Genomic DNA, 20334 nt, shown 5'->3' with positions numbered 1-20334 from the left:
AAGTCTTTCCGGCGCCACCCGCACGTACGCACCGCTCCCCGGGGCGCGCCATCGCGCGCCCCGGGACGGTTCGTGTCACGGTCGCGCGACGGCGCGCTGCGCCTTACCGGAGTAGGTGCTGGACGGGCGGATCAGGCTGTTGGCCGCGAGCTGCTCGGTGATGTGCGCTGTCCAGCCGGTGATCCGCGCGGCCACGAAGATCGGGGTGAACACCGGAGTGTCGAATCCCATCAGGTGGTACGCCGGGCCTGCCGGGTAATCGAGGTTGGGGTGCAGCCCCTTCTCCGCGTACATGGCCCGGGCCAGCGCTTCGTACAGGTCGAGCAGGTTATGACCGTCGCGGAGTTCGGCGACCTCCTGCAGGGCCTGGCGCATGGTCGGGACACGGGAGTCGCCGTTCTTGTAGACACGGTGCCCGAAGCCCATGATCTTGCGCTTCTCGGCCAGCGCGGTCTTGAGCCAGGCCTCCGCCTTGTCCGCCGTCCCGATCTCCTCGAACGTGGCCATCACGGCTTCGTTGGCGCCGCCGTGCAGCGGCCCTTTGAGCGCGCCGATTCCGGCGGTGACGGCGCTGTAGAGGTCCGAGAGCGTGGAAGTGACCACGCGCGAGGTGAAGGTGGAGGCGTTGAAGCTGTGCTCGGCATACAGCACCAACGACGTCTCGAACGCACGGACGATCACCGGCTCCGGCACTTCCCCGAGCGTCATGTAGAGGAAGTTCTCCGCGTACCCGAGGTCCTCGCGCGGCGGGAGCGGGCGCAGTCCGTGCCGACGGCGCTGGGTGATCGCGACGACCGCGGGCAGCACCGCGAAGAGCCGCAAAGCCTTGGCGTGGTTGGCTTCCGGCGAGTTGTCGTCCTCGCTCGGGTCGTTCGCGCCGAGGATGCTCACCGCGGTGCGCAGCGTGTCCATCGGGTGTGCCGCGTCGGGCAGCGCGAGCAGTGTCATCACCAGGTCGGCCGGCAGACCACGCTGGGACCTTTCGACCTCGTTCTGCGCCGCCAGCTGCGCCGGGTCCGGCAGTTCGCCGTGCCAGAGCAGATAGGCGACCTCTTCGAACGAGCAGTTCGCGGCCAGGTCCTGAACCGGGTATCCGCGGTAGGTCAGCGAGTTGGTGTCGGGGTTGACCATCGACACCTCGGTGGTGTCGACGACGACACCGGCGAGTCCTTTATGGATAGTGGGTGTGGACATAGTCGTCCCCTTGAAGGAATTCGGGCGCCCTGAATATCAGACGCGGAAATTGAAGATGTTCTCGTCGAAGGCGTTGTAGGCGTTGTAATCCAGCAGGTCGTACAGGTCGCGGCGGTGCTGCATCCGCGGGAGCAGGCTCTCCTGGCTTCCCTGCTCGGTGATGGTGCGCAGGCCGTTTTCGGCGGCCTCCATCGCGAGGCGCAGCAGAGTGACGGGATAGATGACGATGTTCACCCCGAGCGAATCGAGGGTTTTGGCGTCCAGCAGTTCGCTTTTGCCGAATTCGGTCATGTTCGCCAGGATCGGGACGTCGACCGCGGCCCGCATCCGCTCGAAATCGGCCGGGCCGCGCATGGCCTCAGGGAAGATCAGGTCGGCTCCCGCGTCGGCGTAGGCCTTGGCCCGGTCGATCGCGTCGTCGAGGCCGTTCACCCCCGCCGCGTCGGTCCGGGCCGCGATGACGAAGTCCGGATCACGCCGGGCTGCGACGGCGGCGGTGATCCGCCGGACGGCGACGTCACGTTCGACGACGTCTTTGCCGTCCAGGTGGCCGCAGCGTTTGGGGTTGACCTGGTCCTCCAGGTGCATCCCCGCGACTCCGGCGTCTTCGAGCAGCTGGGTGGTGCGGGCGGCGTTCATCGGCTCGCCGAACCCGGTGTCCGCGTCCACCAGGGCGGGCAGCGAAGTGACACGGGCGATCTGCTGGGCACGGCCGGCGACCTCGGTGATCGTGGTCAGGCCGATGTCGGGCAGGGCGAGTTCGGCGGAGAGGACGGCGCCGGAGATGTAGACGCCTTCGAATCCCTGTCGTTCGATCAGCTTGGCGCTCAAGGGATTGAACGCGCCGGGGAAGCGTTGCAGAGCACCGGAATTCAACCCCGCACGGAACGCGGAGCGTTTCTCCGCCGGAGAGGGCGTGGCGTGCAGCATCAGAAGATCCCCTTGCTGACCGAGGTGGTGGCGAGACCGGCCGGGAGAGCGATCCCGGCGACCTCGGCCGCGTCCAGTTCCCCGAGCCGGGTGACGGTGTCGAGGAACCAGTCCTGGTCCTCGGGAGTGATCACGCCGTCGGCGAGCGTGCGGAACTTGGCGATGTACTGCGCACGAGCGAACGGGCGCGCCCCGGCCGGGTGGGCGTCAGCGACGGCGATCTCGTCGACCAGCGTCGTGCCGTCGGCGAGGGTCACCTCGACCCGGCCGCCGAACGCGGGCTCCGGAGCGTGGTAGCGCTCGGTCCACTCGGGATCCTCGACCGTGGTGATCTTCTGCCAGAGCTCGACGGTGTCCGGCCGCGCCGCCCGCCCGGGCGCGTAGGAGTCCACGTGGTGCCAGGCCCCGTCCTGCAACGCGACCGCGAAGATGTACGGAATGGAGTGATCGAGCGTCTCCCGGCTGGCCTTCGGGTCGTACTTCTGCGGGTCTCCGGCGCCGGAACCGATCACGTAGTGCGTGTGATGGCTGGTGTGGATGACGATCTTCTCCACCTTGCCGAACTCGCCGATCTTCGGGCCAAGCCGCCGCGCGAGGTCGATCAGCGCCTGGCTCTGGTATTCGGCCGAGTGCTCCTTGGTGTAAGTGTCCAAAATGGCCAGTTTCGCCTCACCCTTGCCAGGCAGAGGAACGGTGTACTCGGCCTTCGGGCCGCTGAGCAGCCAGGCGATGAAGCCGTCCTCGCCCTCGTAGATCGGGCTCGGCGCCCCTTCACCCCGCATGACCCGGTCCACGGCCTCGATCGCGGCCTTGCCCGCGAACGCCGGGGCGTAGGCCTTCCACGAGGAGATCTCGCCCTTGCGGGACTGGCGAGTCGTCGTCGTGGTGTGCAGCGACTGCCCGATCGCCTGGTACACGGTCTCCGTGTCCAGGCCCAGCAGCGCCCCGATGCCGCCCGCGGCGGACGGGCCGAGGTGGGCGATGTGGTCGATCTTGTGCTCGTGCAGACAGATCCCGCGCACCAGGTTCACCTGAAGCTCGTAGCCCGCCGCGATGCCGCGGAGCAGGTCCGCGCCGGTGCGGCCGGTGTGCTGGGCGACGGCGAGGATCGGCGGGATGTTGTCCCCGGGGTGCGAATAGTCCGCGGCGAGGAAGGTGTCGTGATAGTCCAGCTCGCGCACGGCGACGCCGTTGGCCCACGCGGCCCACTCGGGGGAGTACCGGCCCTCGACACCGAACACCGTCGCGCCGGGTGTGCCGGGGTGCGAGAGAGCCTGGTCACGGGCGGAGCTGACCGGACGCCGGGTCAGCGAGGCCGCGGCGACGGCGGCGTTGTCGATCACCCGGTTGATCACCATGTCGGCGACCTCCGGGGTGACCTCGACGTCGTCGGTGGCGACGGCGGCGAGCTTCCACGCCAGCTGCTCCTCACGCGGCAGGGCTTCGGCGGAGGGATACGTGCGGACGGTGTGGTCGATCATCACTTTCCTTCGTAGACGTAGAAACCGCGGCCGGCCTTCTTGCCGAGCAACCCGGCGTCGACCATGCGCAGCAACAACGGAGGCGGCGCGTAGAGCGCCTCCTTGAACTCGGCGTAGAGCGAATCGGCGATCGCCGCGACCGTGTCGAGCCCGATCAGATCGGTCAATCGCAACGGGCCCATCGGATGCGCCGTGCCCAGCTCCATCCCCCGGTCCACATCAGACGCCGAGGCGAAGCCCGATTCCACCATCCGGATCGCCGAAAGCAGATACGGCACGAGCAGCGCGTTGACCACGAATCCGGCCCGGTCCCGGGCCCGCACGGTCTTCTTGCCCAGCACCTCCTGGGCGAACCGCTCGGCCCGGTCGGTGGTGGCAGCGCTGGTCAGCAGCGAGCCGACGACCTCGACCAGCGGCAGCACCGGGACCGGGTTGAAGAAGTGCAGGCCGACGACCTGCGCGGCCCGGCCGGTCGCCATGCCCAGCCGCATGATCGGGATGGACGAGGTGTTGGAGGCGAGGATCGCGTCGGGCGCCGCGACGACCTTGTCCAGCGTCGCGAACAGCTCGGTCTTGACCTGCTCGTCCTCGGCGACGGCCTCGATCACCAGCTGCCGGTCGGCCAGATCGCCCAGGTCGGTGGTGAACCGCAGCCGCCAGGCGGCTCGCTCGGCGGCGGGGCGGTCCAGCTTGCCCGCCTTCACCGCGCGGTCGAGGGACGCGAGGATCCGCGCACGACCGGCGTCGGCCGACGGGGCGTCCTGCTCGCAGACCACGACGTCCAGCCCGGCACGGGCGCAGACCTCGGCGATCCCGGCGCCCATCTGCCCGGCGCCGACGACGGCGACCCTGGCGATGTCGGTGCTCATGGAGCCTCCTGTGAACCTTGTAGTGCCTGCGATCAAGCGTGGCACCGGAATCGCGACCGCGTCGATAGCGCGGGGCTGTCAAATGTTGTGAACGTTTGAGCCGAATCTGTAAAAGTTGTTACAGTCGGTGTCGTGGAGAAGTTGTACGCGGGAGCACGACTGAAGCACCTTCGCGAGGACCGGTCGATGACCCAGTCCGATCTGGCGCGACTGCTGGACATCTCGCCGAGTTATGTCAACCAGCTCGAACACAACGGGCGGCCGCTCACCCTGCCGGTGCTGCTCCGGCTCACCGAGCACTTCGGCGTCGACGCGGAGTTCTTCGCCCCCCAGGACACCGCCCGGCTCGTGGCCGGCGTTCGGGAGGTCTTCGCCGACCAGACCGTCGACGGCAAGATCTCCCCCGGACAGGTCGACGAACTGACCACCCAGCTCCCCGAGGTCGCCCGAACCCTGGTGTCGCTGCACCGGAGTTACCGGGAAGCCATGGAGAACATCGCGACCCTGGTGTCCGAACAGGGCCTTGACCGCACCGCCGCGCAACAGCCCCACGAGGAGATCCGCGACTGGTTCTACCGGCGCCGCAACCACGTCGCCGAACTCGACGAACCCGCGGAACTGCTGGCCGCCCAGCTGCGACTGGTGCCCGGCGAGGTCCGCGCCGGACTCGCGGCCGGGTTGCGGGAACGCCACGGCGTGCAGGTGACCGCGGCACCGTTGGGCGCCGACCAGCATCGATTCGATCCCGCCGACAAGGTTCTCCACCTGTCACCCGCACTGCGCCCTGGTCAAGCCGCGTTCCGGCTGGCTTCGGAGCTGGCGCTACTGGAGGCCGGAGAGGTGATCGACCGCCTGGTCGACGACGGGAACTTCAGCGGCGACACCGCGCGCCGGCTCGCGCGGATCGGACTGGCCAACTACTACGCGGGCGCACTCGTCCTGCCCTACCGGGTGTTCCTCGGTGCCGCGGAACGGTATCGCTACGACATCACCCGGCTGTCCGACCACTTCGGCGTCGGCTTCGAGACGATCTGCCACCGGCTCTCGACATTGCAGCGGCGGGGAACACGCGGCGTGCCGTTCTCGTTCGTCCGGGTCGACCGCGCGGGCAACATCTCGAAACGCCAGTCCGCCACCGGATTCCACTTCTCCCGCGTCGGCGGCTCGTGTCCACTGTGGATCGTCTATGAGGCGTTCAGCTCACCGGGCAGGATCGTCACCCAGGTCGCCGAACTCCCGGACGGCAAAAAGTACTTCTGGCTCGCCCGCACAGTGAACCGCACCGTCGGCGGACACGGCGACCCCGGCAAGACCTTCGCGATCGGGCTCGGCTGCGAACTCCGCCACGCCACACGGCTCGTCTACTCCGACGGCATCGCCCTCGGGGCCGACGCCGCGGTCACCCCGATCGGGATGGGCTGCAAGGTCTGCGAACGACCAGCGTGCCCGCAACGCGCGTTTCCGGCCATCGGCAAGGCGTTGCGCGTGGACGAGCACGCCAGCAGCCTGCTCCCCTACCCTCCTCAGGCCTGAACGCCGACACCCTTGCCTCCACTCGGGTGAGGTCCCGGACACAGTCGACATAGTAGGACTTCCTACTTTATGGTGTCCTCAGGTCTGCGGTGCAGGGAAGCCGGTGCGATTCCGGCGCGGTCCCGCCACTGTGACCGGGGAGCGGCGCCTCACGTGAGATGGCCACTGGCGAAAAGCCGGGAAGGCCGGGGCGCCGTGGATCCGGGAGCCAGGATACCGGCCGCGGATGTTCGTGTTCGTCCACGAGGATGGAGCTGAACGCATGCGGATTCTTCCTGCCTGCGCGAAAGACGCCGACCCACCGTCCACCCGGCGGTAGTTCAGCCTGCCTGAGAACCCGGCCACGACCCGTGCGCCCGGGCAGTCCGTCCTGCGCTCTCGCGAAAGGCGACCTCATGACCACTGAACTCCACCATTTCCTCGGTGGCACAAGCGTTTCAGGCACGTCCGGACGCTTCGCCGACGTGTTCGATCCCAGCGCCGGATCCGTCCAAGCACGTGTGCCGCTCGCGTCGACCGCCGAAGTCACCGCGGCGATCGGCCAGGCTGCCGACGCCCAGCGGGGATGGGCACGGTGGAATCCGCAGCGCAGGGCCCGTGTGCTGATGAAGTTCGTCGACCTCGTCCGGTCCGAAGAGGACGGTCTCGCTCGGCTGCTGGCCTCCGAACACGGCAAGACCGTCGCCGACGCGCGCGGCGACATCCAACGCGGGCTCGAGGTCGTGGAGTTCGCGATCGGTATCCCCCACCTGCTCAAGGGCGAGTTCTCCGACTCGGCGGGCACCGGCATCGACGTCTACTCGATGCGCCAGCCCCTCGGGGTCGTCGCCGGGATCACCCCGTTCAACTTCCCCGCGATGATCCCGCTGTGGAAGGCCGCGCCCGCCATCGCCTGCGGCAACGCGTTCATCCTCAAGCCGTCCGAACGCGACCCCTCGGTGCCACTGCGGCTGGCCGAACTCATCCTCGAAGCGGGCTTGCCGCCGGGCGTGTTCCAGGTCGTCAACGGCGATAAGGAAGCCGTCGACGCGCTGCTGACCGACCCGCGCGTCGAGGCGATCGGGTTCGTCGGGTCGTCGTCGATCGCCGAGTACATCTACACCACCGCGGCGGCGCACGGGAAACGCGCGCAGTGCTTCGGCGGCGCGAAGAACCACATGATCGTGATGCCGGACGCCGATCTCGACCAGGTCGCTGACGCACTCGTCGGTGCCGGGTACGGCTCGGCAGGCGAGCGGTGCATGGCCATCTCCGTCGCCGTTCCCGTCGGGGAGGCGACCGCGAACGCCCTGGTCGAGAAGCTGACCGAGCGGGTCAAGACGCTCAAGGTCGGCGCGTCGCTGGACGATGCGGCCGATTTCGGCCCGTTGGTCACCGCCGAGGCGGTCCAGCGGGTTCGCGACTACATCGACGTCGGGCTGGCCGAGGGCGCCGAACTCGTCGTCGACGGCCGTGACCTCACCGTGCCCGGTCACGAGAATGGCTTCTTTCTCGGCGCCTGCCTGTTCGACCACGTCACCGCGAAGATGCGCATCTACCGTGAGGAGATCTTCGGCCCCGTGCTGTCCATCGTCCGGGCCGCCGACTACGAAGAGGCGCTGCGGCTGCCCAGCGAGCACGAATACGGCAACGGCGTCGCGATCTTCACCCGCGACGGTGACACCGCGCGCGACTTCACCTCGCGGGTGAACACCGGCATGGTCGGGGTCAACGTGCCCATCCCGGTCCCGATCGCCTACCACACCTTCGGTGGCTGGAAGCGCTCCGGATTCGGTGATCTCAACCAGCACGGTCCCGACTCGATCCGCTTCTACACCAAGACCAAGACCGTCACCTCGCGCTGGCCGTCCGGCATCAAGGAAGACGCCTCCTTCGTCATTCCCACGATGGACTGAGGCCGCGATGAGACTGACAGAGGAACAACGCGCTCTGCGCGAGACGGCCGCGGACTTCGCCGCCGAACATCTCGCCCCGCACGCGGTCGAATGGGACCAGGCCAAGCATTTCCCGGTCGACGTGCTGCGCAAAGCCGCCCAGCTCGGCCTCGGCGGGATCTACCTGCCCGAGGACGTCGGCGGCTCGGCGCTCGGCCGGCTGGACGGGGTGCTGGTCTTCGAAGCCCTGGCCACGGGATGCCCGTCGATCGCGGCCTACGTTTCCATCCACAACATGGTCGCGACGATGATCGACCGCTTCGGCGATGATGCCCAGCGACACACGTACCTGCCCCGCTTGTCCACTATGGACTCATTCGGAAGCTACTGCCTCACCGAACCCGAAGCCGGCTCCGACGCGGCCGCGTTGTCGACCCGCGCCCGGCGGGACGGCGACCACTACGTCCTCGACGGCGTCAAGCAGTTCATCTCCGGTGCCGGCACCTCCGACGTGTACGTCGTGCTCGCCCGCACCGGCGGGCCGGGCCCTGGCGGGATCTCCGCGTTCATCGTCGAACGGGAAACCCCCGGCGTGTCGTTCGGCCCGAACGAAATCAAGATGGGCTGGAACGCCCAGCCCACGAGGCAGGTGCTCTTCGACGGCGCCCGCGTCCCGGCCAGCGCCCTTCTCGGCGCCGAAGGCGCCGGATTCAAGGTGGCCATGTCCGCTTTGGACGGTGGACGGCTGAACATCGCCGCCTGCTCGCTCGGCGGTGCCGAAGCCGCGTTGGGTAAGGCTGTCCTGTACCTGACCCAACGGACCGCCTTCGGCGCGAAGCTGTCGGAATCCCAAGCCCTGCGGTTCCGGCTGGCGGACATGCGCACCGACCTCGAAGCGGCCCGCACCCTGCTGTGGCGAGCCGCCGACGCCCTCGATCAGCACGAGCCCAACGCCACCCAGCTCTCGGCGATGGCCAAACGCTTCTGCACCGACGCCGGATTCGACATCGCCAACCAGGCCCTGCAACTGCACGGCGGCTACGGCTACCTCGCCGAGTACGGCCTCGAAAAGATCGTCCGCGACCTGCGGGTACACCAAATCCTCGAAGGAACCAACGAAATCATGCGGGTCATCATCTCCCGCCGGATGCTGAAGGAGGCCTCGTGAGCGACGTCGAATTCCTCGTCCACAGCGGGATCGGCCGGATCACGCTCAACCGCCCCCGCGCGCTCAACGCCCTGACCCAGGACATGGTCCGTGCGATCGCGAAGCACCTCGACCGCTGGCGCGACGACCCGGGCGTGCGCGCGGTCGTCGTCGACGGCGCCGGTGACCGCGGCCTGTGCGCCGGCGGCGACATCCGCTCCATCTACGACGACGCCCGCGCGGGCGGCACCGCGTCGCTGGAGTTCTGGGCCGACGAGTACCGGCTGAACGCCACCATCGCCCGCTACCCCAAGCCCTACGTCGCGATCATGGACGGCCTCGTGATGGGCGGCGGCGTCGGCGTCTCCGCGCACGGCAGCCACCGGATCGTCACCGACCGGTCCCGGATCGCCATGCCCGAGGTCGGCATCGGGTTCGTCCCCGACGTCGGTGGCACCTACCTGCTCTCCCGCGCCCCCGGCGAACTCGGCACCCACGCCGCGCTCACCACCGCCCAGCTGTCCGGCGCCGACGCCATCGACTGTGGACTGGCCGACCACTACGTCCCGGCCGACCGGCTACCCGACCTGTTCGACACGCTCGCCTCCCACACACCCGGCGCGGCGATCGATCTCATCGCGGATCCCCCACCGCCCAGCACACTCGCCGCCGATCGCGGCTGGATCGACGACTGCTACGCCGCCGACACTGTCGAGGAGATCCTCGACCGGCTACGCGACGGAGGAGAACGGGCGATCGCGGCGGCCAAGGAGATCGAAGGCAAGTCCCCGACCGCGCTCAAGGTCACCCTGCGTGCCCTGCGGACCGCGGCCACCCTGCCGGATCTGGAAACCGTGCTGGCCCAGGAATACCGGATCTCGCATCGTGCCTTCGCGTCGGCGGAGTTCGTCGAAGGCATCCGCGCGCAGGTCATCGACAAAGACCGCTCACCCCGCTGGTCTCCACCGACCCTCGCCGAGGTCGGGGACGACCTTGTCGACGGCTACTTCGCCGGGCTGGGCACCGACGAATGGACGGGAGTGACCGCATGAGCATCGCCTTCCTGGGACTCGGGAACATGGGCGGCCCGATGGCCGCCAACCTGGTCCAGAACGGTGAAAAGGTGACCGGCTACGACCCGGATCCTCACGCTCGCGACACGGCAGCGGGCGCCGGTGTGTCCCTTGTGGACTCCGCCGTTGCCGCGGTCGCCAGCGCCCGCATCGTGATCACCATGCTGCCCAGCGGAGCGCACGTACTGGACTGCTACCGCGAGATCATCCCCGCCGCCGCGCCGGGAACACTGTTCCTCGACTGCTCCACCATCGAGGTCACCGACGCCCGGGCCGCCGCCGATCTCGCCACCACCGGCGGGCACTCCGCCCTCGACGCGCCGGTCTCGGGCGGGGTCGTCGGTGCCGCCGCGGCCACCCTGACGTTCATGGTCGGCGGCCCGTCCGAGGCCTATATCGCCGCCGAGCCGTACCTGAAGCACATGGGCAAGAAGATCGTCCACTGCGGCGAATCCGGCGCCGGGCAAGCGGCGAAGATCTGCAACAACATGATCCTCGGCGTCTCGATGATCGCGGTCAGCGAAGCCTTCGCCCTCGGCCGCGGTCTCGGCCTGACCGACCAGGCGCTGTTCGATGTCGCATCGACGGCATCCGGACAATGCTGGGCCCTCACCACGAACTGCCCGGTGCCCGGACCGGTCCCGGCCAGCCCGGCCAACCGCGACTACGCCGGCGGATTCGCCAGCGGCCTGATGCTCAAAGACCTGCGCCTCGCCCAAGCCGCCGCCCACGCCGAAGGCATCCCGACCGCACTCGGGAAGCACGCCGAACAGCTGTACACCGCGTTCGTCGACCAAGACGGCCCCGGCCGCGACTTCTCCGCCATCATCACCAGCCTCACCAAGGACGGCCCAGCATGACCGAAACCATCCTCGTCGACCGCCCCGCCGAACGGGTCGCCCGGATCACCCTCAACCGGCCCCAAGCACTCAACGCGCTCAACCTCCAAGCCATGCACGAGATCACCACGACCGCCGCCGAACTCGACCGCGACCCGGACATCGGCGCGATCATCATCACCGGCTCGGCGAAAGCGTTCGCCGCCGGCGCGGACATCAAGGAAATGGCGCCGCAAAACTTCAGCGACGTCTTCGCCGCCGACTGGTTCGCCGGCTGGGACGCGCTCACCCGAGTCCGGACCCCGCTGATCGCGGCAGTGGCAGGCTACGCGCTCGGCGGCGGCTGCGAACTCGCGATGATGTGCGACGTCCTTCTCGCCGCCGACACGGCGAAGTTCGGTCAGCCGGAGATCACCCTCGGCGTCATCCCCGGCATGGGCGGCTCCCAGCGACTGACCCGCGCCATCGGCAAGGCCAAAGCCATGGACCTCATCCTCACCGGACGCATGATCGACGCATCCGAGGCCGAGAACACAGGCCTGGTGTCCCGGATCGTCCGGGCGGACACCCTCCCCGACGAGTCCCTGTCCGTGGCTCTGAAGATCGCGAACATGTCCAAACCCGCCGCCATGCTGGCCAAGGAGGCGGTCAACCGAGCGTTCGAGGGCGGGCTGGCCGAGGGCCTGCTGTTCGAGCGGCGATTGTTCCACTCGACCTTCGCCACGAGCGACCAGAAGGAGGGCATGACGGCGTTCACCGAGAAACGGCCGCCCGAGTTCCGGCACGCCTGACACGCGCGGTCGCGTCCGCGGCTGTCGTCGGCGGCGCGTTCCTGCTGGGTAAGGGTGGCTTCGGTGGAGTGCCGGCGCCGCAAGGCGAGGTAGAGGGCGACCACGCCGCCGCTGCCGACGCCGACGCCGATACTGAGCCCGATCTTGAGCGCGTCGAAGCGCGCTTCAACGAGGTCAGGGCCAGTGAGTCCGGCGGTGGCCCACCACAACCTCACCACCGCCGCCGAGGTCAGCACGACGATCACGGCCGCAGTGGTCCACATCGCTGCAAACCTCGACGACGCTCCAAGAAACTCGTCGATCATACGGTCGAGCGACTTATTAGGATCCAGGAATATTGCACTCTCGAATACGCGCACTTCACCGGTAGTGGCCGACATAACACCAGGTAGTGAACCCGACACCACCCCGGTCAGTGAACCATCCGCGGCGACTGGCATGGTTGACTCGACTTGATAACAGGCTAGGCCGTAAGAGTGACCTGGGAGGCACGGTGGACGAACCCGACCTGACCGGCGCGACCGTGTACGAAGCCGCCGAGAAGCCCTCCCTCGGCGGCGGCCGCTGGTACGTCCTGCCCGACGACACCACCTACTTCCAACCCTTCGACGGCGTTCCCCGTCCAGCTCTCGTCGCAGCGTCCACCCTTCGCGATATGCCGACCTGGACCGAAGTTCCGAACCAGTAACCCCGTGCGAACACGACTTCGTCCCCAGCAGTGCGGAGCACGGAGGCTACGCTCTGTCGATGCCACGCGACGCCCTGGTCCAGTTCCCCGCTTTTCGGCACCACGAAGCTTCCAGGGAGAGCGCCAACAACGCCATGATGGCGCTTCTGGTGGGGGCGCAGGTGTCGGCGAATTTCCTCGAGCTCACCCGCGACTCATCCAGACAGTTGTCGGAGATCTTCCCGACGATCCCGCACGTTGAGCGGTTCGACCTGCGTCCTGACGCCGCCCAGGCCATCCTGCGTGGAGCCGAAGAGCACCTGGGAGCGATGGCAGTACCCCAAGCCCTAGCCATCCACGAAGGCTTCATTCTGGACTGCCTCGAACTGATCGGTGCGAGATCAGCCAAGGCCTGGCAGATGCACGACAAGCTCGCAACGCGGGCAGGCAGCTCGTTTGACGTTGACCGGATGACCCGGTTCCACGTGCTCCGGGAGATGCGCAACGCGATCATTCACCGCAGCGGCATCGTTAGTCAGCCCCTCGTGGACAAGATCGGAGAACTGACCCCTGCGGGAGAAGTCGCATGGTGTAAACACACCGGTCGGTCGCCGCGCGGACTCCAACTCGGTGACCGCGTCACGTTCATGCTTGGTGAGCTTGTGGAAGCCCTCGCCACCACGAAGGCACTCGCCCGCGAGGCCAATTGGATGCTGATCCCCGCCGTCCCACCCGCGACGTGGGCAAAGGTGATCGTCGAGGATCACCTGCAGCACACGCCGGGACGGCTCAACCCCACCAAACGCCGCAAGGTGATCCTCGGGTTCGTCCGCCATCACTACCGGGCGGTCGCAGTGACAGAGGCAGACCTGAAGACAGCGTTCGCAGCGTGCGGGATTGCTATGGCATAGCAAGAGGCCAGGCCCTACCCGGGCCTGGCCTCTTAGCAGGAAAAAAAGGGGCTTTGCTCGTTAAGCTACACCGACTTCGTCGTGCTCGGACTTGCACCGAGAACTTCCTGCTCCGGTTCCCATAGTAGCAGACGACTTTCGGCTGGCCCACTGCGCGTCCTTCCGTGCGAGCCCGTTGCTCATCGCTCAACATGAGTAGGTGTCCAAGGCCGCCCACAGTTACCCGCGTTGACGAGGTTCCGTCTTCGAAGTCGCCGTACGCGGCTGGGCTGAGACGTCGAGGCGTAGCCCGGTGCGGCCTCGTTTGACCAAGCGGAAGACTGCTACATCTCGCGGGCGGCTGTCGAGTCGAGCTCGACGCACAGCGTGAGCTCTGGCGCGGATCACGGCCATGCAGGTGAACTCGATTTCGCCGCCGGATGCGGACGCGGCCTGTTCCATGCGCCGCTTGACAACGTTGGCGCTCAGTCCGACTAGAACTTCCATCCCTGGGCCTGCACGAACCCGACGAGGTTCGTGCACGGGACACTGACCGCTTTACACACGTCGGGAATACGCGGCTTGTTCAGGTTGCCACTGAAGGTTTCATCGGTGACGACGACACCGGTGCGTGCGAGCGCGAGACCGATCACGAACGGGTCGGCGCCGTTGCGACCGCCGCCCGTTCCCATCATCTTCGGATGCGCTTGGAGAATCTTCCTGGTTGAGACTTGGATGTCCTGGTCGAGAGGTAGGAAGAGATCTCCCTGCGAACGCGCCCAGGTGTTGGCCTCGTCGTCACGCTTTCCGAGCTCGTCGCGAACCACTTCTACCGCGCGGATGGTTCCTTCGGCGATCAGCATCTCAATTCGTTGCCACAGGGTACTGAAGACCGACGGCGGCAGTTGATCACGGCGCCCGTTGAGGATCGCGCTGGTGTCGAAGGAGTACAAGGGCACCTGCTAGTTCGCCTCCCGGACAGCCGCGGCGTCGGCGAGCTTGTCGATCTGACCGGCCTTGGCGTTGAGATACGTCGTGGCGGTATAGGTGTCGATCATGCGGCGACGATGCGCGTCGGCCACCTGCCGGACGTAGCCTTTCCCCAGGTCACGGACGGTGTTGCGGTACCAGTCCCCGCCGCCCGCCGTACGGGCGATTGAATCCGCCTCATATGCCTTCACGAACTCCGCGCGGCGTGCTTCGTAGAAGGCCTGGGTGACACGTCCAAGGGTGAGCAGCCGACGCAGGAACGCCTCGGCGCTCACTCCGAAGGGAGCGGCGGCATCGCGCAGCGCCACGTAGGTCCAGGTGTCCTGCTGTTCGGCGCGGGCCTGAACCTCTGGCCGTCGCAGCACCGCGGCGGCCGGCATGAGCATCGCCGCGGCGAGGGCGTTGCAACGCGCCTCCAGCTGCCGCTCCGGCGTCGTCGCGCGCAGATCGGCGGTCACATCACACAGGCCTTGTGTATGCAGGGCCAGGTGAGCGAACTCATGCAGGAGGGAGAACAGGCGACCGCGAGGACTGTCCGCACCGTTGACCATGATCACCGGCAGCTTGTCGAAGTACAACGAGAAGGCGCGCATTTCGGTCGTCGGAACGCGGCCACGTGACGTCGCAAGCACCAGCACCCCGGCCCGTTCGAGTCCGGCGCCCCAGGCATTGAGGTGGTCGTACACGGTAGACCGGGTGGTCAGGACGATCGGCGATAGGCCCAAGAGCGTCTCGCGGGCACGCTCAGCCAGGCGCTCGTCGGGCCCTGCAGCGCTCAGGCGCCAGTCAGCCGGTGGATCTTCGTCATCAAGCTCGTACAGCTCAAGCAGGTTGTCCCGTTGCTGGTGCGCCCGCCGGTACTCCGCATGCAGGTCTGGCGACCATTCCCCCACGCTGGCTTCGGGCAACCGGCGGAAGTCGCGCAACGTGTCGAACGCAGCCGGGGGATCGGCCAGAAAGAACACTCCCAAAGCCCGGTTATAAGCCGTCGCGGCCTTCTTGAGCTGCACGATCGTAGGTTGGGCCTCACCCGACTCCCACTGAGCGACCCGGTCGTCCGGCACGCCGATCTTGCGCGCCGCGGCCACCTCGGTCAGCCCGATTGTGGTCCGAGCCCACCGCAGGACCGCGGGCTCAACGAGGGCTGGAATCGATGTCGGCACACCGTCAATCCTGAACCAACGCCGCGCCCAACGCCAGTCGCGTAACCGGGCGGCAGCCCCGGACCCGAGACCGTCGTTGATGGCGGGTGGACCAGCCACCTTCCACAGTCCAAAGCACCGCTACGACTTGATCCTGCTCGTCGCCACCGAACGCCGGACGCAGCATCCGGCTTCCGGGTCCCACCTTCACCGCGCATTGAAGCCCGCCCGCCTCCTAGCTGCGGGCGGCTGTGTATTCGGCGTCGAGCCGGGCTTTGAGTTCGGCGGCGCGTTCAGCGGTGCAGGCTTGGCCGGGCACGTCGATATCGCAGTGAAGCTTGATCAAGCGGGACCGGATCGCCCCTGCCGTCCGGCCGTACTGCTCGGCGAGCTGGTCGTGCAGCACGGTCGGCGCCGCTGCGGGGTCGGCAGCGAGCCACTGCTCGCGCAGCGCGGCTTCAAGATCAGGTGTCCACGACGCGTGAGACCGCGCGGGCCCGCCTGGCCTGGGCGGCAGAACCCGCCGGGCTGCTGCAACGGTCTCTGGCAGCAGTGGCCAAGATTTGCCGGAGGCCCGGGTATCGGAGATCTGTCGCTGGAGCCGCTCAATACGAGCGGTGTCACCGCGGGGGACTCCCCACAGCTTGCGCTCAAGCATCTCGACGCGCGCGTCCTGCTGCTCGCGAAACCACTGCGCTTGCCGGCTGTGGAGCACGTGCGGAGCGAGCTGACCGATCCGTTCGGGCTGGTCCTTAGCGAGCTGCCACGCGAGCCGGGCGGCAGCGAGTGCGTCGTCAGTGCTGTTATGCGCCTGGTCGAGCCGGACACCGTAGACCTTGCAGAGGTTGGTCAGAGAGCGCTTCTCTTCACGCTGCGCAGGATGCAAGTGGCGGTCGATGCAGATCGGGTCGATGACCGGGCCGGACAGGTCCAGCCCCCGACTGTGGTGGCGACGTAGCTCCGCATCGAGCATGGTCAGGTCGAACGGGGCGTTGAACGCCACGAGCGGAACGGTGGCGGTCCAGATCCTGGCCAGATGGGCGCCGATCTCCGCGATCACCTCGGCGGGCTGACGACCATGAGCGCGCGCATGCTCGGTCGTGATCCCGTGCTTGGCCGTGGCGGCAGCGGGGATCTCGACCTGAGGATCGGCGAGCCAGGTCCTCAGGTCGACCTGGGGTTTCTGACCTGGCCCGGTGGGCACGATGGCAATGACGGCAGCGGTGACGATCCGATCGCGGTGCGGATCGACATCAGTGGTCTCCAGGTCGAACGCGATCATGGGCCCATGTGCCCATGACGCTACGAGATTGCTCATGCGCGGATGGTAAGACTGGGGTACGACAGTTTCTGGAGCGCGCATTTGCCTTGTTGGTCGATGGCCTTGCGGAGCACTGCCGGACCTGCCGATGCTGAGCCCGAAGTTACGACGCGGACTCCGAGCTCAGCGCTCAGCACGGCGCCACCGCCGCTGACGACGACGACGATCGTGACCGCCGCGTTTCTGTCGGTGGGTCGTGGGATAACGGGTACATGGATCCATGTCGACATACGCAGCGCAAGCGACATGCTCAACTCCGGCATCAGCCACGGTCGGCGCCGTTGTGGGTCGGCGATCCCGAAGACTGGGCGGTCGTTCGACAGACGCCCCGCCCTCCCCTGGTATGTCCAGAGCCTGGCTGCGACGTCGAGTTGATCTCGTGCGAGAACCGCAGCTTCAAGCAGAATCCCCGATTCTTCAGGTTCAAGTCGGTCGACCGCTCCTGCGATCACTGGGCCGACCATGATCACGGCGATGGCCCGGAGACGGCGCAGCACGAGTGGGTCAAGCACCGGCTGACCACGATCGCCCGCCGGCTCGGCTACACAGCCACGCCGGAACACCCGTCTACGCGCGCCGACGTCTTCGTTCACGAACCGGGATACTGCCTCGAGGTCCAGCTGCGCTCCACCCAGTTCCAAAAACGCACCCAAGCCCGGGAGACGAAAGGCGGGACCGCCTGCTGGTGGATCGTCGACGGCGTGGACTCCAAGGCATTGACCAAGGCCTTGTTCACCCTGCCAGCCGTGCGATTCAGGGTCATCGACAAGACCAATCCCCGGATACGGACGCTAAACCCATGGACAGACCCCGAGGACCAGGACCTCGCTTCCCGGGCCCACTTGCAGGTCTTCGCCACTGTCGCGCATCCACCATCGGCCATGAACTCGGCCAACCCGCGATCCGCCTGGTTCCGCACCGGAACGATGGACGGCTACGCCTTCCTGCGTGAAGTCCTCTCCGGTCGGCGCCGTTGGTACCCACCGCACGCACTGGGACACCCGTCAGGACTGTGGGCCCTGGACACCGACGTCGACCGCTACCGTACTTTCCGAGCCGAGCAACAGGCACTTAAAGTGGCAGCACAGGCACGCCTCGACGACGTCATGGCCGCGAAATCAGCCGAACCGCCGCTGACGAGGCCTCCCACGCTGCCCACCGAACCGCCCACGGTGCCGATCGCGATTCCGCAACCTGCACCTCTCCCGCCTCACGTTCAACGTCAGCCACATCAAGCCGCTCGCGTGACGACCTTGACGTTGAGAAGCCGGCCGCGGAAGTGGTGGCAGTTCTGGCGAGCTCGATAGCAGCCTTCCGGCGTCGTCGCGTTGGCGCGACCGCACGAGACCACTGCACACCAAGGAGACCTCGCGCAATATTGAATGCCTGACCTTCGGCTTTCACACGCCTCCGCTAGTCTCATTGGCGGAAATCGTCACCAGGGGCCACCGACGCAAAACCGTTATCATTCACAATTCTCTAGTCAGCACGCCCGTAATGTTGCATAGCGGATGAGGACGATGACTGCCACGAGTAACGATCTTGCTTCCCGCCCGATAGGAATTGACCCTGCCGTTGCGGATCCCCATAACGTCCCGGGTCGCCGCCGTCGGTCGATCCTGCGCCGCATCGGCGGGTGGCTGCACCGTGAAGCACGCGCGACCGTGAGCGAGTTCCGCCTGGGCATCTTTGCCGAGTTCGTTGAGCGAGGTTTGAACACCCCTGCAGAAGCACGTCGGGCCAGGTGGAGCGTCCACCGGGCAGAGTGGGGGGCATCCTATATCATCGGCATCACCGTCCTGACCGCTGGATCCCTTCGTGGCGTTCTTGAGAAAATGCCACGTGACCTGATTCCTGCCGCGGTTCTCCTCTTTGTGGGGCTGCCGTTGTTGATCTTAGCTATGCGGGCATGGGCGCCACGGTTCGCTCATGACCGAATTCGGCTTCAGATTGCACACATACTGGAGTCACTGAAGGAGGTCGATGGAATCGAATCAGAGCAGCAATTCCGTGTACGGCGAGGAAATCCTGCCAGGATACAGCAAATTCACATAAGGAAGCTTCGAGGATACCTTCGCCATGCCGCTGCCACGATTCCCGACCAGTTCATGAGTATCAGCGGCCGCGGCCATCTGCAGGGGGACACAGTCCTTCGCGACAAGCTGAAGACGCGCTTGCTACTGTCGCTGGCCGCAGCGCCAGATCTGTCGAAGAGCGTGGCGCGGGATGACCTCCGGGAGCTTCTATCTGTCATTTCTCGCGTGGTCGTCGAAGCAGATCCATGCGCCGAGCTCGAAGCGACGCTGCGCGGCTCTCCTACGTCTTGTTCAGCGGCCCAGCAGCCTCTGAAAACGTGGGCGTGGCGTTGGGCAACGTTTACAATACCTACACTAATTTCAGTCCTGGCCATCCCGGTTATGGCATTCATCGCAGCGAAACTAGCCAGCGCCACGACACCCGTCGGGATGGGAATCGCAGCCGCTGGCACGGCCGCACACGCCGCCGTGAAGTATCTTCAATACCGAAAAATCGAATAAGCAAATCATGACGTCCCCCCAAGGGTGATCGCTTTCGCCCCTCTTGGATGCAGCGCCCTGCCGCTGGTGCGCCTCTGCTCTACTCGGGGACTCGGACGTCGGCTGGCTGCTTGTCGGGACGCCATCCGCGCCAGGCGGCATGGCGGAGCCGGTTTTCGCGAGGGGTGAACTGGCGATAAACGACCTCGCCGACGAGGTCCGGTTTTACCCACACGCCGGTGGCACGGCGTCTCGACGTGAAAGATCCCGCAAACCGTCGGTTTGCGGGATCTTTCAGACAGGAGCCCGTGGTGAGTGCCTCATCTGTAGTAGCTGACGAACCTCTTCATCTCTTCGGCGATCCAGCGTGGTTGCCAGTCCTGCACCGATGACCTGCGGCGCGCGGTCCACGCCCAGCAGGCCGCCGAAGCCCCGATCACCGTGCTCTTCGTCGGCCGTTTCCCGGACGTCGGCCAAGGTGGAGCTTCGGCAGCGACACGGGTGCCAGGTCACGCGGGTGCTCCGGACGGATGTCGTCTTTCCGGGCGAGGCGGTTGATCGCGAACGTCAGGATGACGGTCACCTGTCGGCTGGCGAGATCGTCGCAGCCGTCCCACTCGTCCGGAAGGGCAGCGCGATGCCGGTCGATCAGCACCTCGGCCCACACCAGCGTGGCGTCCTGGCCGGGTTCGGCGTTATGCGAAGCCCGGAGTACCGCAGGTCTGCAGGGGCGTCTATCCGCCGGTGGCCTTCGTGAGCGCGGCGTCGTAACGACCGGTGTCCTGGGCAAGGTCGACCGGGGCGGGCACCACGACTACGACTTCCGCTTTCGTCGCCTGCGAACTCTCTGTTACATGCGCGCCCATCGGAGCGACATTAAGATCAGCAGTCAACTGGGCGGAGGGCAAGTACAGCGTGACAACGGGCAAGAACGAGGTCGACAGGCGCGTGGCTGTTAGCCCCGTGCCTTCACCTGCCGACTCGAATCCGTCCGTGACCTTGGACGGGCCACCCGTCTCACCGGTCGGGCGGATCCGCTTGTACTCACCAGATGACTGGGAAGAGTTCATCCGCGAA

20 protein-coding genes and 1 riboswitch are annotated in these 20334 nt (G+C 66.8%); of the genes, 10 read left to right on the top strand and 10 right to left on the bottom strand.

Features of this window, described 5'->3' with window-relative positions:
- Nucleotides 1–75 precede the first annotated feature (75 nt).
- From DMC64_RS18730 to DMC64_RS18715, 4 genes are read right to left on the bottom strand one after another with little or no spacing between them, the layout of a single operon-like run.
- Nucleotides 76–1194 (bottom strand): bifunctional 2-methylcitrate synthase/citrate synthase, encoded by a 1119-nt coding sequence (locus DMC64_RS18730; protein WP_125734553.1) that lies wholly within the window; start codon nt 1192–1194, stop codon nt 76–78.
- A gap of 36 nt (nt 1195–1230) precedes the next feature.
- Entirely contained in the window at nt 1231–2124 is an 894-nt protein-coding gene (gene prpB / locus DMC64_RS18725; RefSeq protein ID WP_125734552.1) for a methylisocitrate lyase, read from the bottom strand.
- Nucleotides 2124–3605 (bottom strand): MmgE/PrpD family protein, encoded by a 1482-nt coding sequence (locus tag DMC64_RS18720; RefSeq protein WP_125734551.1) that lies wholly within the window; start codon nt 3603–3605, stop codon nt 2124–2126. Before DMC64_RS18720 ends, prpB begins: the two co-directional genes overlap by 1 nt.
- On the bottom strand, nt 3605–4474 hold the full coding sequence (locus DMC64_RS18715) for a 3-hydroxybutyryl-CoA dehydrogenase (protein WP_125734550.1): 870 nt from the start codon (nt 4472–4474) through the stop codon (nt 3605–3607). The genes DMC64_RS18720 and DMC64_RS18715 overlap by 1 nt, the downstream gene beginning before the upstream one ends.
- Before the next feature lie 132 nt (nt 4475–4606).
- Here DMC64_RS18715 and DMC64_RS18710 point away from each other — a divergent pair, with 132 nt between their 5' ends.
- The 8 genes from DMC64_RS18710 to DMC64_RS18675 all read left to right on the top strand — a co-directional run bounded on the left by DMC64_RS18710 (nt 4607) and on the right by DMC64_RS18675 (nt 13309).
- Nucleotides 4607–6007, top strand: coding sequence for a short-chain fatty acyl-CoA regulator family protein (locus DMC64_RS18710; RefSeq protein WP_125734549.1), 1401 nt, complete (start codon nt 4607–4609; stop codon nt 6005–6007).
- 53 nt (nt 6008–6060) lie between these two features.
- A riboswitch (cobalamin riboswitch) is annotated at nt 6061–6247 on the top strand.
- A gap of 155 nt (nt 6248–6402) precedes the next feature.
- Nucleotides 6403–7902 (top strand): CoA-acylating methylmalonate-semialdehyde dehydrogenase, encoded by a 1500-nt coding sequence (locus tag DMC64_RS18705; RefSeq protein WP_125734548.1) that lies wholly within the window; start codon nt 6403–6405, stop codon nt 7900–7902.
- A gap of 7 nt (nt 7903–7909) precedes the next feature.
- Nucleotides 7910–9049 carry an acyl-CoA dehydrogenase family protein gene (locus DMC64_RS18700; RefSeq protein ID WP_125734547.1) on the top strand — a complete coding sequence of 380 codons (1140 nt, stop codon included), beginning with the start codon at nt 7910–7912 and terminating at the stop codon, nt 9047–9049.
- The gene (locus DMC64_RS18695; protein WP_125734546.1) at nt 9046–10080 is read left to right on the top strand and encodes an enoyl-CoA hydratase/isomerase family protein; all 1035 of its coding nucleotides are present in this window, start codon (nt 9046–9048) and stop codon (nt 10078–10080) included. The genes DMC64_RS18700 and DMC64_RS18695 overlap by 4 nt, the downstream gene beginning before the upstream one ends.
- A complete protein-coding gene (gene mmsB / locus DMC64_RS18690; RefSeq protein WP_125734545.1) occupies nt 10077–10961 on the top strand; it encodes a 3-hydroxyisobutyrate dehydrogenase in 885 nt (294 codons plus the stop codon). Before DMC64_RS18695 ends, mmsB begins: the two co-directional genes overlap by 4 nt.
- Nucleotides 10958–11731 (top strand): enoyl-CoA hydratase, encoded by a 774-nt coding sequence (locus DMC64_RS18685; RefSeq protein ID WP_125734544.1) that lies wholly within the window; start codon nt 10958–10960, stop codon nt 11729–11731. The genes mmsB and DMC64_RS18685 overlap by 4 nt, the downstream gene beginning before the upstream one ends.
- A 493-nt stretch (nt 11732–12224) precedes the next feature.
- Nucleotides 12225–12419, top strand: coding sequence for a hypothetical protein (locus DMC64_RS18680; protein WP_125734543.1), 195 nt, complete (start codon nt 12225–12227; stop codon nt 12417–12419).
- Between the two features lie 59 nt (nt 12420–12478).
- Nucleotides 12479–13309: a hypothetical protein gene (locus DMC64_RS18675; protein WP_125734542.1), complete on the top strand. Its 831-nt coding sequence runs from the start codon at nt 12479–12481 to the stop codon at nt 13307–13309.
- 473 nt (nt 13310–13782) lie between these two features.
- On the opposite strand, the gene DMC64_RS18670 is transcribed toward DMC64_RS18675, so the two are convergent.
- The 3 genes from DMC64_RS18670 to DMC64_RS18660 form a co-directional block, all read right to left on the bottom strand.
- Nucleotides 13783–14241 carry a DUF4411 family protein gene (locus DMC64_RS18670; RefSeq protein ID WP_125734541.1) on the bottom strand — a complete coding sequence of 153 codons (459 nt, stop codon included), beginning with the start codon at nt 14239–14241 and terminating at the stop codon, nt 13783–13785.
- A 9-nt stretch (nt 14242–14250) separates the two neighbouring features.
- Nucleotides 14251–15441, bottom strand: coding sequence for an XRE family transcriptional regulator (locus tag DMC64_RS18665; protein WP_125734540.1), 1191 nt, complete (start codon nt 15439–15441; stop codon nt 14251–14253).
- A 214-nt stretch (nt 15442–15655) separates the two neighbouring features.
- On the bottom strand, nt 15656–16738 hold the full coding sequence (locus DMC64_RS18660) for an exonuclease domain-containing protein (RefSeq protein WP_125734539.1): 1083 nt from the start codon (nt 16736–16738) through the stop codon (nt 15656–15658).
- Nucleotides 16739–17022: 284 nt separating this feature from the next.
- Here DMC64_RS18660 and DMC64_RS18655 point away from each other — a divergent pair, with 284 nt between their 5' ends.
- Together DMC64_RS18655 and DMC64_RS18650 are read left to right on the top strand one after the other, a co-directional pair.
- On the top strand, nt 17023–18048 hold the full coding sequence (locus DMC64_RS18655) for a hypothetical protein (RefSeq protein ID WP_125734538.1): 1026 nt from the start codon (nt 17023–17025) through the stop codon (nt 18046–18048).
- A 357-nt stretch (nt 18049–18405) separates the two neighbouring features.
- Nucleotides 18406–19278 (top strand): hypothetical protein, encoded by an 873-nt coding sequence (locus DMC64_RS18650; RefSeq protein ID WP_125734537.1) that lies wholly within the window; start codon nt 18406–18408, stop codon nt 19276–19278.
- A gap of 79 nt (nt 19279–19357) precedes the next feature.
- Here DMC64_RS18650 and DMC64_RS18645 read toward each other — a convergent pair whose 3' ends face one another.
- The 3 genes from DMC64_RS18645 to DMC64_RS18635 form a co-directional block, all read right to left on the bottom strand.
- A complete protein-coding gene (locus DMC64_RS18645; protein ID WP_125734827.1) occupies nt 19358–19555 on the bottom strand; it encodes a hypothetical protein in 198 nt (65 codons plus the stop codon).
- A 138-nt stretch (nt 19556–19693) separates the two neighbouring features.
- Nucleotides 19694–19924: a hypothetical protein gene (locus tag DMC64_RS18640; protein WP_148106985.1), complete on the bottom strand. Its 231-nt coding sequence runs from the start codon at nt 19922–19924 to the stop codon at nt 19694–19696.
- A gap of 67 nt (nt 19925–19991) precedes the next feature.
- Complete coding sequence (locus DMC64_RS18635) at nt 19992–20327, bottom strand: hypothetical protein (protein WP_125734535.1); 336 nt, start codon at nt 20325–20327, stop codon at nt 19992–19994.
- Between the last annotated feature and the right edge of the window lie 7 nt (nt 20328–20334).

Source organism: Amycolatopsis sp. WAC 04197 (assembly GCF_003947475.1).
GTDB classification, from domain to species: Bacteria; Actinomycetota; Actinomycetes; order Mycobacteriales; family Pseudonocardiaceae; genus Amycolatopsis; species Amycolatopsis japonica.
The sequence above is the reverse complement of the archived record's forward strand: the minus strand, read 5'-3'. Positions and strand labels throughout refer to the sequence as shown.